The organism is Yersinia sp. 2542 StPb PI, from assembly GCF_048593855.1.
Lineage (GTDB): Bacteria > Pseudomonadota > Gammaproteobacteria > Enterobacterales > Enterobacteriaceae > Yersinia > Yersinia enterocolitica_E.
Genome location: NZ_JAZGQA010000072.1, coordinates 1 through 20898, shown reverse-complemented (window position 1 = coordinate 20898; position 20898 = coordinate 1). Strand labels below are relative to the sequence as shown.

Below are 20898 nucleotides of genomic sequence, written 5' to 3'. Positions count from 1 at the left end.
CTGTCTTGGTATGTATTAGATAAAAGATGATATTGATATAGAGCCATTAAGAAAAGAGATGTGGCCTGGTTTGTTATCATTGATGACAAAAAAAACCCCGCAATGCGGGGTTTTTTACGAAAGGAGTAAACTTAAGCCTGTGGCTGAGTTACAACTTCTTTGTAGCCTTTAACTTCGATCTCTACGCGACGATCTGGTGCCAGGCAATTGATCAGAGCAGCACGTGGTTTCACGTTGTCACAGGTGTTACCAGTAACTGGGTTTGCTTGACCTTCACCGCGAGCGGTGATTTTGTCAGCAGGGATACCTTTAGAAACCAGGTAATCACGCACGCTGTCAGCACGACGCTGAGACAGAACTAAGTTCGGTGCTGGTTGACCGATACGGTCAGCGAAGCCCAGAACAACTACAGAACCGTCTTTAGGATCGATAGAGCTCAGTTGTGCATACAGTTGGTCCAGAGCTTGCTGGCCTTCTGGTTTCAGAGTTGCTTTGTTGAAAGCGAACAGCACGTCAGATTTCAGTGTGAAACGCTTAGTGTCAACAACTGGAGCTGGAGCTGGTGCTGGAGCAACTACTGGCGCTACTGCATCTTCCTGACCGAAACGGTAAGAAACACCCAGGCTCAGCATACCATTGTCTGGACGAGCACCAACGGTAGCTTTATCACCGATGTTGCTAACCCATTGGTATTCCATACGGGTTGCCCAGTTTTTGGTCCATGCGTATTCTGCACCCAGCGCTACCAGTGGAGAAACACCGGTGTCATGGTTGCTAGCACGGCTATCAGTAGGAGCATCGTAAGCGCTAGAATCTACGCGCCAAACCAGACCACCCAGACGGGTGTACAGGTCCAAGTCCTGAGCAATTGGGTAGCTCAGTTTAGCAGCCAGCTGTACGCCTTGTGCTTTGAATGCGCCGTTATTTACGTCGCCTTTGTAAGGCATACGGCCAAGCCAGTCGTATCCCATTTCAAAGCCCAGGTATTGGTTTGCTTGGTAACCCAAGAACGCACCAGCACCCAGTTGGTCTTTATGGGTAGGACCGTCGTTGCCAACGTTGCCATAGATACCGCCAGTGCCAGTATCTTGATACTGGGACCAACCCAGTTTACCACCGGTGTACCAGGTGTTATCTTTCGGTGCGGCTTGCGCTACTGTAGCGAAACCAGCCAGTGCCACTGCTAATGCGATAGCTGTCTTTTTCATTTTACGCCTCGTTATCATCCAAATAGGCAATGAGCTTTAAAAAGCTAAGCCCTTGGTTAAAATTCTTCGCCAAGGTTTTAACGCTCCCGTTAATCACGCTGCCAGTATAATTTGGCGTTTTAGAGCAACCTTGGCGATGTAAAGTCTACAACGTGGCGAGAAAGTTACAAGTGTGATGTGATAAACCGCCTGAAAAAAAAGCGAAATAGTGCATTATCTTTAACGATTTAGCGGTAAAAACCCGCGTTTTCTAGACGTTATTTTCTGCTACAAGCCGCATTCCGACTCGCTTTATGCCGGTTTTACAGGAGTAAGCGCTAAATATTGTAATAATTCATGGGATAAATCCTAAATTTACTTAATGATACAAAGAAGAATGAATTTTTAACGTTGCGCACTGTCCTTGGTTCAGTTTTATGTCATTCAACGGACGCATAACAAACCCATAAGCATTCCCTAACTTTGCTGCCAAACGTAATCTGATTCGATCATTTTCTGACAACTCCGGTAGCCAACCAAGAACGACACTGTAATTTCCCGTCAATAATGCCTTCTCCATTGCATCAACAGTCGACAATGGATTGATTTGCCGTAACTGAACGACTTTATCTATTGGTAAGCCTGAATGCTGTAACCATAAACGACTTAATTTCTGTTGTGGGGCCAGCCATAAAAGCCACCGAGACTGCTTACCAAGTTGTTGCAATAAAGGAAGCAATAACTGAGTTACCGCAGGCTGGTTTTCACTGTACACAAGTTCACTGATAAGGCCACTATCTGTTGGAGCATCAACTCTTTCCGGTGTTTCACGGCTAATAAGAGAATGATAATTAGCATTATAAGGTTTTAGTGATTGAGTACGCATTATGAACCTCGCCTGTAGTGTGCTGTATGCATATACAGTAGTCACTGTTTGTTCGAAGATCAACTAAATTTTTACAAGACGCTTCGCATAATTGTGATGTAAATCCGTGCAAATTCATTTTGTGTTTGGCTAGGTAATCCATATTGCGTATTTTTTAATTGGTTGTTCCTCTTACACTTATTGCAACTGAATAGGGACGTTGGATCGGATTTTTACTAAAGGAGTAGTTATGGAAAACGCATCAGAAAACAAAATCATGCAAGCACAGGATCGTTTCGATTTTTTAGGCAAGATCACAGTTCGTTCGCAATTTGGTGGCTATGGCCTATTGGCGAACGGCATTATGTTTGCGGTGGTTTCGGACGGCGAACTGTATTTACGCGCCAATAATAAGATAGAAACGCTATTCCGCAGTCGGGGGATGAGTAACTTTGTCTACGCTAAACGTGGGTTACCGGTATTGCTGCGTTATTATTGGGTAGACTCTGCATTATGGAGTGATGAGTGCACACTGAGTCATTTTGCTACACGCGCTTATCAAGGGGCTAAAGCTGAGTTTTTAAGCAAAAAAGGGCCAACAGTTCGTCTGAAAGATTTGCCGAATCTCAGTGCCAGCCTTGAACGACTATTGTGGAAAGCCGGCATCAAGAATGCGGCGGAGCTGCGGCGTGAAGGGGCCAAATGCTGTTATCTGAAGTTACGTGCATTAAGGCGCTCACTCGGGGTTAATGTATTATTGGCGCTTGCTGGGGCGATAAGTGGCCACCATTATGCTGTGCTGCCTTTATTGATGCGTAGTGAACTTATTGAATGGTTTGAGATACACATCCGTTCGCCCAAAATTACGCAGTTTGAAACAGCATAGCAGGGCCATCGGGAATGGCCCCAATCTTAATTAGCCTGGCTGATGTGCCTATTCAGTTCACTGAGTTCAGGTAACAGTTCAAGCAATAAACCTATTTGTTGTAAAACCAATTGGTCTTTGCTCTCCGGCTCAGGATTACAATTCTGTAGCCGGGTAGATAAGCTGGCTAGCACCTGGGCCATTTTCGCGCAGTCAGGCTGCTCTTGCTCAAGTGTCCCCTCGACATAACAAATCGCGTCATTAAGCAGATTCAGGGTGGCGGTGTTGCTCAGTTTCTCTCGATGAGCACCCAGCGCGGATATATAGCTCAGCATCGTGTGGTTCAGACAGAGCAATCGGAATGCTGCCTCCTGGGTTTCTTTGTCATTTTTGGGTTCGGCAGACATATTTGAGATCACTGAGGCTAATTCCGCGTCGCAATTATGTGCATCACGGCGGGCTATACGGTAGGGCAGGCTATTATCTTTGCCTTGATAGTATTGCACCAGAATTGCATCCAAATAGCGGCAGTTGGCATTCAGCGTTTTATGAACCACCGCTGGGAGGTGGCGGAACTTCCAATCCGGCCAGATAAAACTCACCGCTACCCAGGCGATGGCACAGCCTAGCAGGGTATCAAATACCCGAGGTGCGGCAACCTCAAATCCTTCCCCTAATAGGTTAAAACAGAGCAAAACCAGCAGGGTAATAAACATCGTTGCATGAGCATACTGAACATTACGGAAAGCAAAAAATAGCACCCCGGTAATGACAATAAGGATGAGTTGCCCCTCAATGGAAGGCACAAAATACAGGATAGGCAAACCAATAAGAATACCCGCCAGTGTGCCAATTATGCGCAATGCAAGGCGGCGGCGCGTCGCATTATAGTTAGGTTGGCAGACAAAAAGACTGGTCAGTAGGATCCAATAGCCGTGGCGCATGCCTGTTAGTTGAATAAACGCATAACCGAGACATAACACCACTGACATACGAACTGCGTGGCGAAATAGTGCAGATTGTGGGGTGAGATGGCGGCTGATACGCAGCTTGATATCACTCCATCCGGTAATGTGGTCGTCAGACAAACGGCTCTCGGGCTGAGGGCCTTCGGCTAATACTTGTTCGGATTCAATCCCCGCCAATTGGGCATCAATAGCCCGTAAATTTCTCAGTAAGTGGGAAAGGGCTTTAACTTGTGGGATATTCTCGTTTTGCGCGAGTTCTCTGGCCAGTGCCGCATCTAAAAACGTAAAGGCTCGCTCGAAGCGAGGATCATGTTGATACTTTTGTCTCATCAGAATGGATTGCGAAAGTTGCAGGCAGGCTCTGGCTTGCATACTCAGTAAGCGCTGAAAGCGGAATAGCACGTCGCTGTAACGGAATTTCTCTCGTAGAACCTGATATTGGACATGTGACGAGCTGGCGCGTTCATGAATATCTTGCGCGACAAAATAGTAGTGAAGTGTCCGTCTGGTTCCACGCTGGCCCCGATCACCTTTCAAGCGAGTCACCAGTGAGGCTTTGGCCTGATTTAAGGTTGATACCAGTGTGCCGTTGGCCATTGCCACATCAATAAGCGGCTGGTCGACATCAGATTCGATGTCAGGATCGAAGAGATTAGCTTTTGCTTCCAAATAGTGAGCAAGCTGCTGGTAGCAACGAGCTAGATTATCCTGCAAGGGGCGGATAGGGAAAATAAGGTGTCCGCACAAGGTCAGTACGTTATACCAAACAGCTCCGAGCAGCAGCAGTAGCGGCTGTTGGTACCAGATATGGTACATCGAGGTACCCAACATGGTGTAGATAGCAATTAGCAATGCGCCAAAGGCAATTGTTGCATAGCGTTGTCCCAAAGCCCCCAACAGAATAAAACCACAGGTTGAAAAGGTCAGACCGAGGGCAAAAAACCAGGGATAAGGAAATAACAACTCTATCGATGCGGAGGCGACAAAAAAACAGATCAGCGTAATGAATAAATTGCGTAACCGCCCTGTCAGGCGGTCATCAAGATCAGTAAGTGCTGCCGCGACGACACCGAGTGTTAACGGAATTGTCAGTTTGGGCTGACCAATCCACCACGGAACCGCCGTTACTCCCGCCAACGCGATAAAAATACGGGCATGATAAAGCAGGCTACTATTGTAGACATAACGGCGTAAACCAGTGACGAAAGTGAGCACAAAAAACCTCTAAAACTGAAAATTCAGCGTTGCTGATATTGGCGTTGAGCGTTAGCCATTCTCGCTTGCTGTGCCATTTCGACTGAAACGACACGGCGGCCCACGGGCCACAAAGCAATAGCAGCAATTTTAAAATTGGCAATACCGACCGGGATCCCAATGATGGTTATGCATTGCACAATCCCTGTGGCGATATGGGATAAACACAGCCACCAACCAAATAAAATGAACCAGACAATATTCAGTAACGAGCCGCCGGCAGTTATCAGAGCATTACTTTTTTCTGGGTATAATTCATTGACATGGATCGCCTCATTGCCATAAGGAAGAAATGATAATTTGGTAATTTCCCAGCAAGAGCGCGTTAATGGTAAGGTAAAAATCAGAACGACACTGACGACTGTGGCGAATAGCCAGCCCAGTGTGGTGAAGAAACCACCTAAAACAAAATTAAGAATATTCAGTACAGTACGCATAGTGATTTATCTGCCTAGCTGAATAAAAAAACCGCAACGCGGATGAGTGATAACAAACGCTAACCATTCTATATGAATAGGGCGGGTTAGTTTCCGTTGTCAACTATCGGATACCTGTTGTTTAAACTCAATTATTTTATTTACACTCCATTGTGTTATTTCAATTCACTTAATACGAGTAATGGCGCGCAGATATGGAACTTAAAGCGACATCTTTTGGCAAGCATTTGGCTCAGCACCCTTACAATCGGGTGCGCTTGCTCAATGCTGGCATCGAAGTATGCGGTGATAAACATCAGTACCTGATTCCTTTTAACCAGTTGGTTAACATTGAATGTAAGCGCGGTATTGTCTGGGGCGAACTGGAATTTGAATTGCCAGACCAACAAGTTGTCCGTTTACATGGCACCGAATGGCAGGAAACTCAACGTTTCTATCAACATTTACTGGGCATCTGGCAGCAATGGAGTGAAGAGATGAGCTTGGTTTGTGTTGAGGTTTTACATAAACAAGTGGAATCAATCAAGCGGATTGAGCAACAGGATAAATGGTTTAAACGCAGTGAGTTAGGACAGGTTCAGCACTCTATTCGCGAGGCTTTCGCCTCATTGCCGATACCGGTGCCGCGGTTGAACGAATTTGAGACCTGTCGTGCAGATTATGAAATCTGTTTGCGCTGGTTGCAGCAAGGTAGTCGCAGTGTAGAACGCCGGAATCAGCAATGGACCAACCGAATGTTGGAAGAGCATCAAGATTTCTTCCAAAGTGTAGAAACCTCCCCCCTGAATGAATCGCAAAGCCGGGCGGTGGTTAATGGCGAAGACTCGGTATTAGTTCTGGCAGGTGCCGGCAGTGGTAAAACATCAGTGCTGGTAGCCCGTGCCGGTTGGTTGTTACGCCGTAATGAAGCATTGCCGGAGCAGATTTTACTGCTCGCATTTGGCCGTCAGGCGGCTGACGAGATGAATCATCGCATTAAGCAACGGTTAGCTGTGGATGATATTCAGGCAAAAACCTTCCATGCACTGGCATTGCAGATTATCCAGCAAGGCAGCCGTAAAACACCACTAATCAGTAAATTAGAATCAGACAGCCAGGCCAGAAGGTCGTTACTGGTTAAGAATTGGCAACAGCAGTGTAGTGAGAAAAAAGCGCAGGCAAAAGGGTGGCGTGAATGGCTAACTGATGAGCTTGAGTGGGAGGTTGATGAGGGTGAGTTTTGGCAAGATAAACGTTTAGCAGCCAGATTGGCGGGGCGGCTGGAGCGTTGGGTAGGGCTGATGCGAATGCACGGTGGTAGTCAAGCCGAAATGATTGAGCAGGCTGATGAAGAAGTGCGTGATCTCTTCCAGAAACGTATACGGTTAATGGCACCGTTATTGAAAGCGTGGAAAACGGCGTTGAAAGAAGAAGGTGCGGTTGATTTCTCCGGCTTGATTCATCAGGCAGTTAACTTACTGGAGAAAGGGCGTTTTGTTAGTCCGTGGAAGCATATTTTGGTGGATGAGTTTCAGGATATCTCACCGCAACGCGCTATGCTGCTGGCAGCACTGCGCAAACAAAATAAGCAAACCTGCTTATTTGCGGTGGGTGATGATTGGCAGGCGATTTATCGGTTTAGTGGCGCGCAGCTCTCGCTCACTACAGCTTTTAGCCAGTACTTCGGTGAAGGGGCTGAATGTGCATTGGATACCACTTACCGCTTTAATGATAGGATCGGTGAAATTGCGAACCGGTTTATTCAGCAAAACCCACATCAATTGAAAAAGCCACTTAACAGTTTGAGTAAAGGTAACAAAAAGTCAGTCATCATTTTGCCGGACCAACAGCTTGACACCTTACTGGATAAATTAAGCGGTTTTGTTAAGGATGATGAGCGTATTTTGATTTTGGCCCGCTATCACCATTTACGGCCTGAGATTTTGCAAAAAGCGGCAACTCGCTGGCCAAAACTGACGATTGATTTTATGACTATTCATGCCAGCAAAGGGCAGCAAGCCGACTATGTGATTATTGCAGGGCTACATGAAGGTAATGATGGTTTTCCGGCAGTAGCGCGGGAATCAATTGTGGAAGATGTGCTGTTACCGGCACCGGAAGATTTCCCAGATGCAGAGGAGCGGCGTTTATTATATGTCGCAATGACTCGTGCGAAGCACCAAGTCTGGTTACTGCAAGATACAGCAAAACCCTCTATTTTTGTTAAGCAACTTAGCGAGTTAGGTGTTCCAGTTCAGCGTAAACCTTAACTGAGCTATCGCATACATTCCGCCCGGTGGTTGTGGCACCGGGCATAATGCTTATTGCAGTCGCTGTTTTAAGTAATGATCATAATCAGGGATTGCGATGGTAACTTCGCTGCTAAACAAGTTAGAACCAATTAAGAAGTCTGCGGTCGAGCGGTTGGTGGCGACAGGTATATTCCAGACTGTTGCCAGACGTAGTAGGGCTTTCACATCGGGATCATGCGGCACAGCATTCAACGGGTCCCAGAAGAAAATCAAAATATCGATTTTTTTCTCCGATATCAGCGCACCCACTTCTTGATCTCCCCCCATCGGACCACTTAGTAAACAGTTAACGTCAATGCCGGTGGCTTTTTGTACCAGGTTTCCGGTGGTACCTGTGGCATAAAGTTCGTGCTGGGACAGCAGTTGTTTGTTTTCCATAACCCATTCGAGCAGCGATTTTTTGCAATGATCGTGGGAAACAAGGGCAATATGCTTGCGTACCGCAATAGTGCGGGTAGTCAGTTCCATCAAGATATCCTTCAATAAATGCTAGCGGTTTGCTAACAGATTACTGAAACGGAGATTTTGTGCATAGCGGTAACGCAAAGAAATGCGAGGAAACAAGCATAACCTGATGTTTAAGAACCGCCTTATCGTAAACGGATCATTTGCCCGGTTGCTTTTTAGCCCAGAGTAGGAAGCGTTGTTGAGTTTCGGCGTTGGCTTGCAGGAACCAATATTGCAGCATCTGTTCGGCAACATTTTCCCCTTGCAGGCTGGTGGTATTCTGCGCGGTATTTGTCCCTGCCACGGCAATAGTGGTCCCCGGCACCGCACTCACAGTTGAAGGTGGAATGGTGGCAAAAGAGGGAACTGAAGCGCTAAATTGGCCAACATTATAACTGGCCATTGCAGTTTCAAGTGTGCTGGCAGTGTTGAGATTGTCCTGATGTAATACATCGTGACGCACAGATAATGGGCGGCCATTATCCCCAATAAGCTGATATACCGGGTTTTTAGAAAACTTATGCCCATCTCGTTCGGTATCAATGGCCGGTAATTTTATGGCGACTGAACGAACATTGCGGGTATTAAACACCACCACTAATGGCGGAGAGGCATACAACACTTTCGGATCGGCTGGCAGTGGTTTAGCCACTTTGAACAGAATTTGATGCTGACCGCTGTTTAATTCCAAGCTATCGGCTCCTTTTAGCAAGGATCCTGACATATTTTTCCCATCGACCACCAACAGGTCAATTTCCGGCGCGAGTTTTAAGGTCGTGGCGATAGCTGAAGCACTACAGCAAACGGCCAAAATCCCTACGACCACCAGACCAAATTTCATGTGCTGCTCCTGAGGGTGATATCCGCGTACATTGTCAGACAGGCTAGATTATGTGTCAAAGTCTTTCCGTTCGCCCACATTTATTTACTTTTTGAAATGTTCAGTATAAATATGACGTTTTTATCCTGATGAATTATAAGGATAAAGCCGGCACTCTAACAGTAATTACTGCGACATCTCTAAAACCAAATCAATCTGACCGCATTTATGATCCATTTTCCCCATGATGTACACTTAGAGGATCGCCTAATATTGGTAGTATCCCTCCGGGTGCACATGGATTGGGATATTCTTTTAGCGCATCAGAGGAACTGAAAAATGCACGATAAAGACATTGCTGACATTCTCCAACAGGTAAAAGCAATTGCATTAGTCGGGGCCAGTGATAACCCATCGCGGCCAAGTTATGGTGTTATGGCTTATCTGCTACAGCAGGGGTATCAAGTCACGCCTGTTAGCCCTAAATTGGCGGGGAAATCATTATTGGGCCAGCAGGCATATGCAGAACTGGCGGATATTCCTCATGCTATCGATATGGTGGATGTTTTCCGTAATGCCGAGGCTGCATACGGCGTTGCGCAAGATGCTATTGCTATCGGCGCCAAGGTTCTGTGGTTACAAATTGGTGTTATTAATGAGTTGGCGGCTACCTTGGCGGCAGATGCGGGAATAAAGGTGGTGATGGATCGTTGTCCGAAGATTGAAATACCGCGCCTGGGATTAGAAAAACAGTGATACGCGGCGTTGCTAATTTTGGCGATAAAAAACCCGGTACTAAGCGCCGGGTTTTATCGATAAATCTCAAGATTTAGTTGCGTAGACGCGGAGCCTGTAGCTGATGGCGGATGGACGCCGCCAGTTCATCCAATGAAGGTTGCTCTGGGTGAGCATCCATATCTTCATAGGTTAGTTGCGCTTCAGCTAGATAGGTATGTATCGGTTGCCCCTCATCATCCTCAATAACCACGTGATACCAAGGTGACGAACGCAGCATAGCGTTGTTTGCAACCTCATCAGGTTCCGGTGGCTCGAGAGAATATTCAGGATCGATATCAATCACTACACCCAAATAGCCGTGTAGGCTGTGGCGGACCTGCTGCCCAATACCAAATTTGCTGGCAATCATGATAACCTCCTGAGAAACATTACTCTGTCTTCTATATGAGGGCAGTGTAGGGCATTTCAAGTCATACTATCCGGCACGCGAACCCTTTCAGGTACAGACCTTCTGGATATGTCGCGATAACCGGGTGATCCGCTGCCTGACGGAACTGTTCTATAAATTGTATATCATGCCCTGCATCTAACGCAGCATCGGCCAAAATTTTCTGGAATAAATCTGTTGGCATCAAACCAGAGCAGGAGAAACTTAACAAGATCCCGCCTGGGCGCAATAATTGTATCGCTAACATATTAATATCTTTGTAGCCACGACACGCACTTGCCAACTGACTTTTGTTCTCCACAAACTTCGGTGGGTCCATAATGATCATGTCAAACTTTTCCCCTTGCGTGCGGTAGTTACGCAGCAATTGGAACACATCATCCCGAATGAATTCGGTTTTGCTCAAATCCAACTGGTTGAGTTCAATGTTTTGTTTGGCTATATCCAGTACAGCTTGTGAGGTATCAACGCTGATAACTTGCTTACAATTTCCCATCAGCGCTGCGACAGCAAAGGCACCGGTATAAGAGAAACAGTTCAGAACACGGCGACCATCGGCGTAGTTACGCGCCGCCAGGCGGCTATCGCGCTGATCTAAATAAAATCCTGTTTTATGGCCGTGCTGAATATCAACCAACAGTTGCATGCCGTTTTCGGTTATTGGCAGCAGGTCAGGCGGCATTTCACCGCTGATTGTCCCTTGCGTCAGAGGTAAGCCTTCTTTTTTACGCACGGAAACATCGGAGCGGTCATAAATAGAGCATTCTGGGTAACAATGTTGTAAGGCACTAACCAGTGTTTCCCGCTGATATTCAGCGCCGGCCGACAGTAACTGCAATACCAGAAAGTTCTGGAAGCGGTCTATGGTGATACCCGGCAGGCCATCAGACTCACCGGCGATCAGGCGATAGCCGTTCAAACCATCACGCTTTGCCAGCCAATCACGCCAGCTCTGCGCTTGCTGTAGACGGCGGATGAAGAACTCGCGGTCAATAACTTCATCTTGTTGGAACGTCCAGACTCGTGCCAAAATTTGTGATTCAGGAGAGTAGGCGGCACGGGCCAGCCATTTACCCTGGCTATCAAGGATATCGAGGGTTTCACCGGGCAGGGCACTCCCCTCAAGGCGTTGAACGGCCCCAGAGAAGATCCACGGATGGCGACGAAGTAAGGACTTTTCACGTCCTTTGGCAAGAATCAGGCTTACGGTCATAATTAGGTTGCTGCCAGCTAGGTAAAAAAGAGCGGTATTGTCGGAGTATGAGCCGGAAAATGCAAATTATCACGTAGATGAGGAGTCTATATGCCAAAAGTATGCACTGCCGCCTATGTTTACGGCGTTGTTCAGGGCGTGGGTTTCCGCTATAGCACGCAACGTCAGGCACAAGCGCTGGGTGTAACGGGTTACGCTAAAAATTGTGATGATGGCAGTGTGGAAGTGGTGGCTTACGGCGAGCAAAATGCGGTTGAACACCTGCTTGAGTGGATTAAGCAGGGGGGGCCACGCGGTGCGCGGGTGGATCGACTGCTGACAGAACCTTATCCGAGCACCGCGTTTGAAAAATTTAAAATCCGCTATTAACTCACGAGCGGTGCCAGAGCACAGCTATCCATTATTAAATACTGCTATCTGCCGTTAAATACACTTAACGGGTTTGGGTAATCCTGCAATTTTGGTTGCTTGCTTTGCTGGCCCTTTGGGGAATAAACGATACAGATATCGGCTATTACCTTTCTCTTCACCATACTTTTGTGCCATGGCCTTTACCAGCATGCGGATTGCAGGTGATGTATTGAATTCTTGATAAAATGCACGCACAAAGCGCACCACTTCCCAATGCGGTTCAGTGAGTATAATCTCTTCCTGTTCAGCCAGTATGGGCGCTAAAGCCTCGCTCCAGTCCGCGCTATTTTTCAGATAACCCTGTGCATCGGTATCAATAACCCGGCCTTCAAACTCCAACATACAACCTCGGTAATTCAATCAATGAAACGGCCGCTAATTTAGCAAATATTTGCCACTACCCCAAAGCAGTCTCTGCTGTTATTTGGTGAGGTGCCATCTGTGCGAGAGTAAATAAACCGGCTGCTGTACGCCTAATGGCCAGTTAGCATAAGGGATGACGATAAATTCAGCACTCGACAATCAGCTAGCGGATTTTTTGGTCAATTAAGCACAAACAGGCTTTACAAGCGGCAGAGCTCTGTTTATAGTTCGGCTCGTTGCGGAGGGGTGGCCGAGTGGCTGAAGGCAACGGTCTTGAAAACCGTCGACGGGTAACCGTTCGAGAGTTCGAATCTCTCCTCCTCCGCCATCATTTCTCTTTATCCTCTTGTTTTTTCCCCAGTTACTTATCCCAAACAAAGGGTATTTTGCCCCACAGACCCTATCGATAATGCTTTCTCCGGCAGCGTTGCTCCACCGTGGAAACGAACTAACACGCCTTTTTCTCCCATTGCATTTGTTTTATTTGTGATCGATAGCAAATAAAATGTCAATTCGAAATAAATCGAAAGTTATGGTGCAAGTGATACTCGCTTGCCTGATGGTGTTGTGGTTGCTGGCTACCTATATCTTGGCGGTTGAAGTGAGTTGTGAAACTGATAGCCCTTATATTTACGTAGCAAGGAGGTCTAATGGTCCTGGTATACCTATAAAGAGGTATATGATTGACTTTTATGTAAAAATTGATCGATGAGATGCTTTTTTTTTGAGCTGGTTCATAAAAGCGAATACCCACACAAAAATTGTTTGATCTAAAACAAGCATTCTTACTACTACAAATCATTTGCTGCAAATCCTCCTTACTATCTGCCTAACCCACAGGTTGATATCAGTCATGCTTCGCCTCCTGGCTCGCTATTTCTCACCTGATTGCGGGTTTAAAAATAAAAAAACCATCTGGTGCGGGCACTGATAGCGTCCGGTATGGAAAAACACACTGGAGTAAATATTGTGAGCAAATTTATAAGACAGGTGTTGGTAGGGATAATGGTTCTTTTGGCAATAGGCGCGGTATTTTCTTTGTCGGCGGCACCTACGCCGCCGATTGAGGCCCGCAACGATAAATTCGCCGAACAGCATGTTGACCAATTTACCTCATGGTTGAAAACCAAAGAGAGTGGGCCACGAGAAGATGCGCTGGCGGATGACCCCAATTTGGTGATCCTTTGGGCCGGATATCCGTTTGCCAAAGATTATAACAAACCTCGTGGGCACTATTATGCTGTCACTGATGTGCGGGAAACCTTACGTACCGCAGCACCGAAAACCGCAGAGGATGGCCCCTTGCCGATGGCCTGCTGGAGCTGTAAAAGCCCGGATGTTGCCCGCTTGATCAATGAACAAGGTGAAGAGGGGTATTTCAAAGGGACTTGGGCCAGAGGTGGCCCGGAAGTCGTCAATCAGTTGGGGTGTGCCGATTGCCATAATACCGCTTCTGCTGATTTTGCTGCCGGGAAGCCAGCTTTAGTCCTCTCCCGGCCCTATGCTGAGCGTGCTTTGCAATCTATCAATAAACCTTTCGAACATGCCAGCCGCCTGGATCAACAATCCATGGTGTGCAGCCAGTGCCATGTTGAGTACCACTTCGCCGGTAAAGATAAAGCGGTGAAATTCCCATGGGATCAAGGCACGGATGTGGTGTCAATGGAGAAGTATTACGATGAAATCGCTTTCTCTGATTGGGTTCATCCGCTGTCAAAAACCCCGATGTTGAAAGCCCAGCATCCTGAGTATGAAACCTGGCGTGCGGGGATCCACGGTAAAAATAATGTCAGTTGTATCGATTGCCATATGCCGAAAATCCAAAATGCGGCAGGTAAGGTGTATACCGACCACCAGATCCGCAACCCGTTTGATAGCTTTGAAACTACCTGTGTTAACTGCCATACCCAGGATAAAAAAACCTTGCAAGATATTGTTGCTGAACGCAAAGCAAGCATTCAGGAGTTAAAACTGAATGTTGAGAAACAACTGGTTCACGCACATTACGAGGCAAAAGCTGCTTGGGATGCCGGGGCAACCGAACAAGAAATGAAACCTATTCTGCAAGATATCCGCCATGCCCAATGGCGCTGGGATTATGCCATTGCTTCCCACGGTATTCATATGCATGCACCGGATGTTGGTCTGCGTGTATTGGGGGGCGCGTTGAATAAAGCTGCCGATGCCCGTACCAAACTTGCACGTCTGCTGGCGACAAAAGGGATTAGCCACGAAATTCCGCTGCCGGATATTTCGACCAAACTCAATGCCCAGAAAGCGCTGGGAATGGATATGGATAAGCTGAACCGCGAGAAGCAGGAGTTTCTGCAACAAGTGGTACCAGCCTGGGATGATCAAGCCAGAAAAGCGGGCCGGTTGAGCCAGTAAGAGGCGTTCCGGTGTGACAATACGCTCACCGGATCTATTCCAGAGACAAACGGCCCCAGATTGGGGCCATAGCAAAGGTGGAATAATTATGCGCGTTTTACGTTCATTCGGTTCAGCCGCGCTGCTGGTAGTGTTGATTCTGTGCACGCTGCCCACTCTCGCCACAACACCGAACACGACGGCGAAAATGCCCGCGTCGCGCCATATTGTTGAGCCGCAGCGCAACCCGGATGCTGCTTGCATCCAATGTCATAAAGAACAAAAAGATGAGTTGCATGGCAAACATGCTGGCGCGGTAAATCCGAATACACAGTTGGCCTTAACCTGTACCAACTGCCATGGGCAGGCATCGGTGCTGCACCGTAATGGTATTAAAGATGTGATGCGTTTTAACCGCGATATGTTTAATGCCGATAAAGCGATGTACAGCGTCTCACAACAAAACAGTGTCTGTATGAGTTGCCATCTGCCGGAGAAATTACGCGAGGCGTTCTGGCCCCATGATGTGCACATGTTGAAGCTTTCTTGTGTCAGTTGTCATCAGTTGCATCCTAAAACCGACCCGATGCATGACCTTGACGATAAAGGGCGGGTCAAACTCTGTGTTGACTGTCATCGCCGTCAGCAGGAGCTGATATCGAAGGAAACACCATGAATACGAACCGTCGTCACTTTATCGCCAGTATGGGGGCGCTGATTTTCCTGACTGGTTCTGCTGGACGTTCACTGGCACTCAGCGGCACTGTTGATGGCATTCGTTACGGGATGCTACATGATGAAACCCGTTGTATTGGCTGCACGGCCTGTATGGATGCTTGCCGTGAGGTTAATCATGTACCCGCTGGGGTCTCACGGTTAAACATCATCCGTAGCCAACCGATCGGTGAGTTTCCTGCCGTAAAATATCAGTTCTATCGTCACTCCTGCCAGCATTGCGATAAGGCACCCTGTGTCGATGTTTGCCCAACCGGAGCCTCATATCGCGATAGCGGGACTGGGATTGTTGATGTCGATCCCGACCTCTGCGTAGGGTGCCAGTACTGTATCGCCGCCTGTCCGTACCGGGTGCGCTTTATCCATCCGGTGACGAAAACTGCCGATAAATGCGATTTTTGTCGGAAAACTAATCTAAAGCAGGGTAAACAGCCCGCCTGTGTCTTGTCGTGCCCAACCAAGGCACTCATCTTTGGCAATTTGGACGACCCTAACAGTGAACTGGTGAAATTATTGCATCAGCGCACTGTGTATCGCGCCAAGTTACATCTTGGGACACAACCGAAATTGTATCGTGTTCCCTTTCAGTATGGGGAGATAACCGGATGAATCCTGAACTGAATACCCCGTTTCATTTTGCCTCGTTAGTGTGGGATTGGCCGATAGCCATCTATCTGTTTTTGATAGGAGTATCGGCGGGCATGGTGGTAGTTAGCCTATTGGTTAAGCAACGGGTTCTGGGCGGTGAGGCGGCGCGCAGTGGGTTAGTTAAATCGACCGCTATGATTGCGCCCTTAGCGGTGATTATGGGGTTGTTTATTTTGATACTGCACCTTACCCGGCCGTGGACTTTTTGGAAGCTGATGTTTTTCTACAGTACCAGCTCGGTTATGTCATTGGGTGTCATGCTGTTTCAAATTTATATGGTGGTGCTGTTGGTCTGGCTGGCGGTGATATTTCGCCATGGGCTGACGGCATTATTACAGCCTTACCGCAAATTGAATTGGGTTGGCACGGTGCTGCATAAACTGGCACCGATTGAACGCAAGTTGGAACCATTGATGATGTTTCTGGCTGTGGCGTTGGGGGCATATACCGGCTTCCTGTTATCGGCCCTGAAGAGTTACCCCTTGTTGAATAATCCGGTATTGCCGGTGTTATTTCTGTTCTCCGGTGTTTCTTCGGGTATTGCTGCCATGGTGTTGTGCGCGGTGACCTTTTTTAAAGAACCCATAGATAGCCCGGCACTGGCATTTGTTCATCGGTTGGAAAAACCGGTGGTGTGGTTGGAGCTATTTCTGCTGCTGGCATTCTTCACCGGGCTGTGGTTCGGCGGTGGTCAGAAAGAAGTCGCGGTCGCTGTCGCGTTGGGCGGTGGTTTTTGGGCCGCGATGTTTTGGTTCTGGGTTATCGGTTGCGGCATGGTGCTGCCATTAGTTTTAAACCGTTTTTGTAGCCATGGAATGCGCCATCGGGTCTCATTTCTAGTGACGGTATCCGGCTTGAGTCTGTTTGGCGTATTGGTTTTACGTTTCTTTATTCTTTATGCCGGTCAGATGACGGTTGTGTGAGGAGGCGAACCGGTGATGGGTGAAAATGTATGGTAGGTGAGTTGGGGCTGTTGTCACTGTTGGTGGCTGCGTCATTGGCGCTGCTGCTCACTGTTGTGCCTGTTATTGCTCTCCATCGGCGGCGATTGGCTTTGTTGTATTGGTTACCGTCGTTCAGTTACGCCGTGACCTTATTCATTACACTGGCACTGTTGTTACTGGGTTGGTGCTTTGTTAGCGATGATTTTTCTCTGCTTTATGTGGCACAACACGGCAATAGCCAGCTTCCTCTATTTTATAAGGTTGCGGCAATCTGGGGCGGGCATGAAGGCTCCTTGTTGTTTATGCTGTTTGCTCTGAGCCTGTGGAGCACCGCGTTGACGCTTTTTCGCCGTCATTTTCCGCTGCGTTTTTTTGCTCGCGCGTTGGCAGTGATGGGGGGGCTACTGCTTATCCTGAGTGTTTTTATCCTCTTTTTCTCCAATCCTTTTGAGCGATTGTTCCCGACGTTGGCGCAGGGGCGTGATTTAAATCCAATGTTGCAGGATCTGGCGCTGATATTTCATCCACCCTTGCTGTATCTGGGGTATAGCGGTTTTGCCGTTAGTTTTGCTTTCGCCGTTTCGGCATTGCTTGCAGGCCGCAATGGCAATAATAGTGTGCACTACTGCCGTCCCTGGGTATTGGCTGCCTGGAGTTTTCTCACGTTTGGCATTTTGTTGGGGGCATGGTGGGCATACAGCGAGTTGGGGTGGGGCGGCTGGTGGTTCTGGGACCCGGTTGAAAATGCGTCATTACTGCCATGGCTCACCGCAACTGCACTGTTACATGTTCTGGCTGTTATTGAGAAACGGGGCTTATATCATCATTGGGGCATTTTGCTGTCGCTGGTGACATTTCAACTCTGCTTGTTAGGCACTTTTATCGTGCGCTCTGGGGTGTTGACCTCAGTTCACGCTTTTGCTGTTGATACGGCGCGCGGTGAGGCTTTACTGGCGCTGTTTGGCATAGTGACGTTGAGTTCATTGACGCTATTTGCCCTGCGGGTGCGGGGCAACAATCGCCCTGCTGCTTTCAACCTCTTCTCACTGGAGTCATTACTGCTGGCGGCAATGGTGCTGCTCAGCATTGCTGCGGTAACCGTATTGATTGGCACATTGTATCCATTAATTTTCAGTGTGCTGGGGTTAGGATCACTGTCTGTTGGTGCGCCCTATTTTAATCAAACCCTGACACCTTTTGTGCTGTTGTTGCTATTGCTGATGGGCATAACGCCGTTTGCCGATTGGCGGCAAAGCCACAAAATCAATGGCTGGCGTCTTGTCGTACCTGCTGTATTAGCTATCTGCGGTGGGTTGCTCAGTTTAGGTCTATTCGAGTCACCGTGGCAGGTGGGGATGCTGATAGGTGTCACTCTGGCTATCTGGCCGTTGTTCGCGCCATTATTTGCGCCAAAGATACGTGGCAATTTATGGTTGATACACGGTGGCGTTGCGGTCAGCCTGCTGGGAATGCTGTTTGCTTCATATTACACCGTCGAGCAGGGGCGACGTATGGCGCCAGGCAGTCAGGTCACACTGGCCGGTTATCAGTTTACCTATCGTCAAACTGAATTGGTGGTCGGCCCAAACTATACCAGTGAGCAGGCGCATATTGTGGTCAGCCAGAATGGGCAAGCGTTAACCACATTGTTACCGGAGCGGCGGCACTATACGGCGCGGGGAATGTTGATGATAGAGCCGGCGATAGCCAGTAGCCCCCTGGCGGACTTTTATGTGGTTCTGGGGGATAGTTTGGGCGCGGGGGAGTATAGCGTACGTTTGTCCCATAAACCGATGGTCAGTTGGATTTGGGGGGGCGCACTGATGATGGTAGTTGGTGGTTTATTGGCGCTATGGCGCAGAATCCACCCTGTTAGCGACCTCGCGGGGGATAAATGAAACAACGTTGGCCTTGGTTGATTGTCCCTCTGGTTGCCTTACTGCTGGGCTGCTTGCTTTATAGCGGCTTAACGCGGGATCCGCATCGTATCGAGTTGGCCGAGCAAGACCTGCCGTTTCCCGCGTTTTCTTTATCTGAATTGCAACAGCCCGGGCAGAACATAACGCGAGAGCAACTGTTGGGTAAGGTGACGGTGATTAATGTATGGGCCAGTTGGTGTGCCAGTTGTAAGCAAGAGCTCGCCCTACTGGGGCAGATAGCCGGGACGTTGCATGGTGTGCAGTTCTATGGTCTGAATTACCGCGATGACCGTCAGGCGGCGTTAAATACTCTGCGGCGCTACAGCAATCCTTATCAGAAGAACCTTTATGACCCGCATGGCACATTAGCACTGGCGATGGGGGTATATGGTACACCTGAGACCTGGCTAATTGATGCAAATGGCATTATTCGCCAGCGCTATGCTGGTGAAATGACGACAGAGATATGGCAACAACAGTTTATGCCGCTACTGGCGCAATGGACGCGGGTGGGAACCCCATGAAAGTTTTATTCTTGATGTTATCACTGGTTTTTTCATCTGGTGTTGCGGCTGATCTGGTGGATACCTATCATTTTAGTTCGCCGCAACATCAGCAACAAGCATTGGCATTGGCGCAGGAGTTGCGTTGTCCTCAATGCCAAAATCAGAACTTGCTGGAGTCGACCTCGCCGATAGCGCAAGACTTGCGATTAGAGGTCTATCAGTTGGTAGAAGCAGGACACAGCTCTCAGGAGATAATGGCCGTAATGACCCAGCGCTATGGGGACTTTGTTCGGTATCGTCCTCCGTTGCGCAGTGCCACACTGGTGCGATGGTTTGGGCCTGGGGTGTTACTGGCCTGCGTGTTAGGTGGGTTGATTTTTAAGATACGCCGGCAATCTGTCTCAGGTGTGAGAGGGCCGCGATAATGGTGCTATCGATAGGGCTGGCGATACTGGTGCTGTTGGTGGTAGTGAGTTTGTGGTGGCCGTGGCTGGTGCAATATGGTCGCTTGAGCTGGCGCTGGCCACTGGGCTTCAGCCTGGTGGTGCTGATGCTAATTATGTTGGGATACCGGCAATTGGGCCATTATACCGCCGTGCAGCAAGAGGCTTTGCGGCTACAGGAAGCCCAGCGGTTGAATAATATGCTCGATAAGCAGAGCAGTGATCCCACGCTATCTCGGTTACAACAACGTATTCGTCTGGCTCCCGATAAGGGGGATGGATGGTACAGTTTAGCTCAACATTATTTATATCGTAACGAATTTGAGGATGCATTGATCGCCTTGCAGCAGGCTGAACGTTTGCAGGGGGCCAGTGCCCGCTTTGATGCTGCACGAGCGACGGTGTTCTATTACCGGTCAGGGCAAAAAATGACGGGTGATGTGACGTACTGGTTACAGCAGGCTTTGACTAAAGATCCCATGCAATATACTGCGCTAATGCTGCAAGCCGCTGATAACTTTACCCATGATAGATACGCGCAGGCCATCGCTATTTGGCAGCAGTTATTGGAAAGTGATAACCCACAGGTTGATCGTGCGGTGATTATCCGTGCTATTACATTAGCTCGGGTGATGCAGCAGGCTGAATGATAGACAAAAAAAACCCTTACCAATCTCATTTGGTAAGGGATGCCAATTCGGCCAACACCAGGGAAAACATTATAACCGTTTATTAATCATACAATTAATTTGGGTTAGTGATATGACTTAAGTCAAGTTTATCAAAATTATATAAATAAGGTTAATGTTTATATGTGTCAGGAATCATTTATTAATCGCAAGGAGCATGGATTTACTGCACACATTGATTATTTGTATGATTTTTAAACGATGAGAAGGGGGCGGGGCGATATTATGGCCATCTGAATGTAAATGCATCCAGATGGCTAGGCAGAACAGGTATTGTGGGACTAAAAGTCCCCTGGTGTTGGCGAAAATATATTCTTTTTTGACTAACTTTCTTAGCGTC

General features: G+C 48.0%; 22 protein-coding genes and 1 tRNA gene. 13 read left to right on the top strand and 10 right to left on the bottom strand.

Annotated elements, in window-relative coordinates:
- Window positions 1-131 precede the first annotated feature (131 nt).
- The gene (gene ompA / locus V1952_RS11075) at window positions 132-1208 is read right to left on the bottom strand and encodes a porin OmpA (protein ID WP_083158470.1); all 1077 of its coding nucleotides are present in this window, start codon (window positions 1206-1208) and stop codon (window positions 132-134) included.
- A gap of 358 nt (window positions 1209-1566) precedes the next feature.
- Complete coding sequence (gene sulA / locus V1952_RS11070; protein WP_372559313.1) at window positions 1567-2073, bottom strand: SOS-induced cell division inhibitor SulA; 507 nt, start codon at window positions 2071-2073, stop codon at window positions 1567-1569.
- A gap of 229 nt (window positions 2074-2302) precedes the next feature.
- Between sulA and V1952_RS11065 the strand changes: the two genes are divergently transcribed.
- Window positions 2303-2938 (top strand): TfoX/Sxy family DNA transformation protein, encoded by a 636-nt coding sequence (locus tag V1952_RS11065; RefSeq protein WP_372559312.1) that lies wholly within the window; start codon window positions 2303-2305, stop codon window positions 2936-2938.
- Between the two features lie 26 nt (window positions 2939-2964).
- Here V1952_RS11065 and yccS read toward each other — a convergent pair whose 3' ends face one another.
- Both yccS and V1952_RS11055 read right to left on the bottom strand, forming a co-directional pair.
- Window positions 2965-5100, bottom strand: coding sequence for a YccS family putative transporter (gene yccS / locus V1952_RS11060; RefSeq protein ID WP_372559311.1), 2136 nt, complete (start codon window positions 5098-5100; stop codon window positions 2965-2967).
- A gap of 23 nt (window positions 5101-5123) precedes the next feature.
- The gene (locus V1952_RS11055) at window positions 5124-5576 is read right to left on the bottom strand and encodes a YccF domain-containing protein (protein WP_083158474.1); all 453 of its coding nucleotides are present in this window, start codon (window positions 5574-5576) and stop codon (window positions 5124-5126) included.
- Between the two features lie 194 nt (window positions 5577-5770).
- Here V1952_RS11055 and helD point away from each other — a divergent pair, with 194 nt between their 5' ends.
- Entirely contained in the window at window positions 5771-7825 is a 2055-nt protein-coding gene (gene helD / locus V1952_RS11050) for a DNA helicase IV (protein ID WP_420074744.1), read from the top strand.
- 51 nt (window positions 7826-7876) lie between these two features.
- Here helD and V1952_RS11045 read toward each other — a convergent pair whose 3' ends face one another.
- Window positions 7877-8335: a methylglyoxal synthase gene (locus V1952_RS11045; RefSeq protein ID WP_083158476.1), complete on the bottom strand. Its 459-nt coding sequence runs from the start codon at window positions 8333-8335 to the stop codon at window positions 7877-7879.
- Between the two features lie 136 nt (window positions 8336-8471).
- Window positions 8472-9155: a DUF2057 family protein gene (locus tag V1952_RS11040; protein ID WP_372559309.1), complete on the bottom strand. Its 684-nt coding sequence runs from the start codon at window positions 9153-9155 to the stop codon at window positions 8472-8474.
- 318 nt (window positions 9156-9473) lie between these two features.
- Between V1952_RS11040 and V1952_RS11035 the strand changes: the two genes are divergently transcribed.
- A complete protein-coding gene (locus tag V1952_RS11035) occupies window positions 9474-9890 on the top strand; it encodes a CoA-binding protein (protein WP_420074743.1) in 417 nt (138 codons plus the stop codon).
- Window positions 9891-9963: 73 nt separating this feature from the next.
- Here the strand turns inward: V1952_RS11035 and hspQ are convergent, their stop codons facing one another.
- Both hspQ and rlmI read right to left on the bottom strand, forming a co-directional pair.
- Entirely contained in the window at window positions 9964-10281 is a 318-nt protein-coding gene (gene hspQ, locus V1952_RS11030; protein ID WP_083158478.1) for a heat shock protein HspQ, read from the bottom strand.
- A gap of 61 nt (window positions 10282-10342) precedes the next feature.
- Complete coding sequence (gene rlmI / locus V1952_RS11025; RefSeq protein WP_083158479.1) at window positions 10343-11533, bottom strand: 23S rRNA (cytosine(1962)-C(5))-methyltransferase RlmI; 1191 nt, start codon at window positions 11531-11533, stop codon at window positions 10343-10345.
- Window positions 11534-11623: 90 nt separating this feature from the next.
- Here rlmI and yccX point away from each other — a divergent pair, with 90 nt between their 5' ends.
- On the top strand, window positions 11624-11902 hold the full coding sequence (gene yccX, locus V1952_RS11020) for an acylphosphatase (protein ID WP_372559308.1): 279 nt from the start codon (window positions 11624-11626) through the stop codon (window positions 11900-11902).
- Between the two features lie 54 nt (window positions 11903-11956).
- Here the strand turns inward: yccX and tusE are convergent, their stop codons facing one another.
- A complete protein-coding gene (tusE, locus tag V1952_RS11015; RefSeq protein ID WP_005184582.1) occupies window positions 11957-12286 on the bottom strand; it encodes a sulfurtransferase TusE in 330 nt (109 codons plus the stop codon).
- Window positions 12287-12547: 261 nt separating this feature from the next.
- Here tusE and V1952_RS11010 point away from each other — a divergent pair.
- The 9 genes from V1952_RS11010 (at window position 12548) to V1952_RS10970 (ending at window position 20519) form a co-directional block, all read left to right on the top strand.
- A tRNA-Ser gene (locus V1952_RS11010) sits at window positions 12548-12635 on the top strand.
- A 677-nt stretch (window positions 12636-13312) separates the two neighbouring features.
- Window positions 13313-14695, top strand: a complete 1383-nt coding sequence (gene nrfA / locus V1952_RS11005; protein WP_372559917.1) for an ammonia-forming nitrite reductase cytochrome c552 subunit — start codon at window positions 13313-13315, stop codon at window positions 14693-14695.
- An 88-nt stretch (window positions 14696-14783) separates the two neighbouring features.
- A complete protein-coding gene (nrfB, locus tag V1952_RS11000; RefSeq protein ID WP_372559306.1) occupies window positions 14784-15350 on the top strand; it encodes a cytochrome c nitrite reductase pentaheme subunit in 567 nt (188 codons plus the stop codon).
- Window positions 15347-16018 (top strand): cytochrome c nitrite reductase Fe-S protein, encoded by a 672-nt coding sequence (gene nrfC / locus V1952_RS10995; protein WP_372559305.1) that lies wholly within the window; start codon window positions 15347-15349, stop codon window positions 16016-16018. Before nrfB ends, nrfC begins: the two co-directional genes overlap by 4 nt.
- Window positions 16015-16980, top strand: a complete 966-nt coding sequence (nrfD, locus tag V1952_RS10990; protein WP_372559304.1) for a cytochrome c nitrite reductase subunit NrfD — start codon at window positions 16015-16017, stop codon at window positions 16978-16980. The genes nrfC and nrfD overlap by 4 nt, the downstream gene beginning before the upstream one ends.
- A 29-nt stretch (window positions 16981-17009) precedes the next feature.
- Entirely contained in the window at window positions 17010-18899 is a 1890-nt protein-coding gene (locus V1952_RS10985; RefSeq protein WP_372559303.1) for a heme lyase CcmF/NrfE family subunit, read from the top strand.
- Window positions 18896-19444, top strand: coding sequence for a DsbE family thiol:disulfide interchange protein (locus V1952_RS10980; protein WP_372559302.1), 549 nt, complete (start codon window positions 18896-18898; stop codon window positions 19442-19444). Before V1952_RS10985 ends, V1952_RS10980 begins: the two co-directional genes overlap by 4 nt.
- A complete protein-coding gene (gene nrfF / locus V1952_RS10975) occupies window positions 19441-19851 on the top strand; it encodes a heme lyase NrfEFG subunit NrfF (protein WP_420074742.1) in 411 nt (136 codons plus the stop codon). Before V1952_RS10980 ends, nrfF begins: the two co-directional genes overlap by 4 nt.
- Window positions 19851-20519, top strand: a complete 669-nt coding sequence (locus V1952_RS10970) for a cytochrome C heme lyase (protein WP_372559300.1) — start codon at window positions 19851-19853, stop codon at window positions 20517-20519. Before nrfF ends, V1952_RS10970 begins: the two co-directional genes overlap by 1 nt.
- A 174-nt stretch (window positions 20520-20693) precedes the next feature.
- On the opposite strand, the gene V1952_RS10965 is transcribed toward V1952_RS10970, so the two are convergent.
- On the bottom strand, window positions 20694-20898 hold a 205-nt coding region (locus tag V1952_RS10965; protein WP_420074741.1), incomplete at its 5' end, for a hypothetical protein.

Excerpts from the sequence above, each read along its gene's own strand:
- ompA (WP_083158470.1), bottom strand. The coding sequence starts at position 1,208 with ATGAAAAAGACAGCTATCGCATTAGCAGTGGCACTGGCTGGTTTCGCT.
- sulA (WP_372559313.1), bottom strand. The coding sequence starts at position 2,073 with ATGCGTACTCAATCACTAAAACCTTATAATGCTAATTATCATTCTCTT.
- V1952_RS11065 (WP_372559312.1), top strand. The coding sequence starts at position 2,303 with ATGGAAAACGCATCAGAAAACAAAATCATGCAAGCACAGGATCGTTTC.
- V1952_RS11055 (WP_083158474.1), bottom strand. The coding sequence starts at position 5,576 with ATGCGTACTGTACTGAATATTCTTAATTTTGTTTTAGGTGGTTTCTTC.
- helD (WP_420074744.1), top strand. The coding sequence starts at position 5,771 with ATGGAACTTAAAGCGACATCTTTTGGCAAGCATTTGGCTCAGCACCCT.
- V1952_RS11045 (WP_083158476.1), bottom strand. The coding sequence starts at position 8,335 with ATGGAACTGACTACCCGCACTATTGCGGTACGCAAGCATATTGCCCTT.
- V1952_RS11040 (WP_372559309.1), bottom strand. The coding sequence starts at position 9,155 with ATGAAATTTGGTCTGGTGGTCGTAGGGATTTTGGCCGTTTGCTGTAGT.
- V1952_RS11035 (WP_420074743.1), top strand. The coding sequence starts at position 9,474 with ATGCACGATAAAGACATTGCTGACATTCTCCAACAGGTAAAAGCAATT.
- hspQ (WP_083158478.1), bottom strand. The coding sequence starts at position 10,281 with ATGATTGCCAGCAAATTTGGTATTGGGCAGCAGGTCCGCCACAGCCTA.
- rlmI (WP_083158479.1), bottom strand. The coding sequence starts at position 11,533 with ATGACCGTAAGCCTGATTCTTGCCAAAGGACGTGAAAAGTCCTTACTT.
- yccX (WP_372559308.1), top strand. The coding sequence starts at position 11,624 with ATGCCAAAAGTATGCACTGCCGCCTATGTTTACGGCGTTGTTCAGGGC.
- tusE (WP_005184582.1), bottom strand. The coding sequence starts at position 12,286 with ATGTTGGAGTTTGAAGGCCGGGTTATTGATACCGATGCACAGGGTTAT.
- nrfA (WP_372559917.1), top strand. The coding sequence starts at position 13,313 with ATGGTTCTTTTGGCAATAGGCGCGGTATTTTCTTTGTCGGCGGCACCT.
- nrfB (WP_372559306.1), top strand. The coding sequence starts at position 14,784 with ATGCGCGTTTTACGTTCATTCGGTTCAGCCGCGCTGCTGGTAGTGTTG.
- nrfC (WP_372559305.1), top strand. The coding sequence starts at position 15,347 with ATGAATACGAACCGTCGTCACTTTATCGCCAGTATGGGGGCGCTGATT.
- nrfD (WP_372559304.1), top strand. The coding sequence starts at position 16,015 with ATGAATCCTGAACTGAATACCCCGTTTCATTTTGCCTCGTTAGTGTGG.
- V1952_RS10985 (WP_372559303.1), top strand. The coding sequence starts at position 17,010 with ATGGTAGGTGAGTTGGGGCTGTTGTCACTGTTGGTGGCTGCGTCATTG.
- V1952_RS10980 (WP_372559302.1), top strand. The coding sequence starts at position 18,896 with ATGAAACAACGTTGGCCTTGGTTGATTGTCCCTCTGGTTGCCTTACTG.
- nrfF (WP_420074742.1), top strand. The coding sequence starts at position 19,441 with ATGAAAGTTTTATTCTTGATGTTATCACTGGTTTTTTCATCTGGTGTT.
- V1952_RS10970 (WP_372559300.1), top strand. The coding sequence starts at position 19,851 with ATGGTGCTATCGATAGGGCTGGCGATACTGGTGCTGTTGGTGGTAGTG.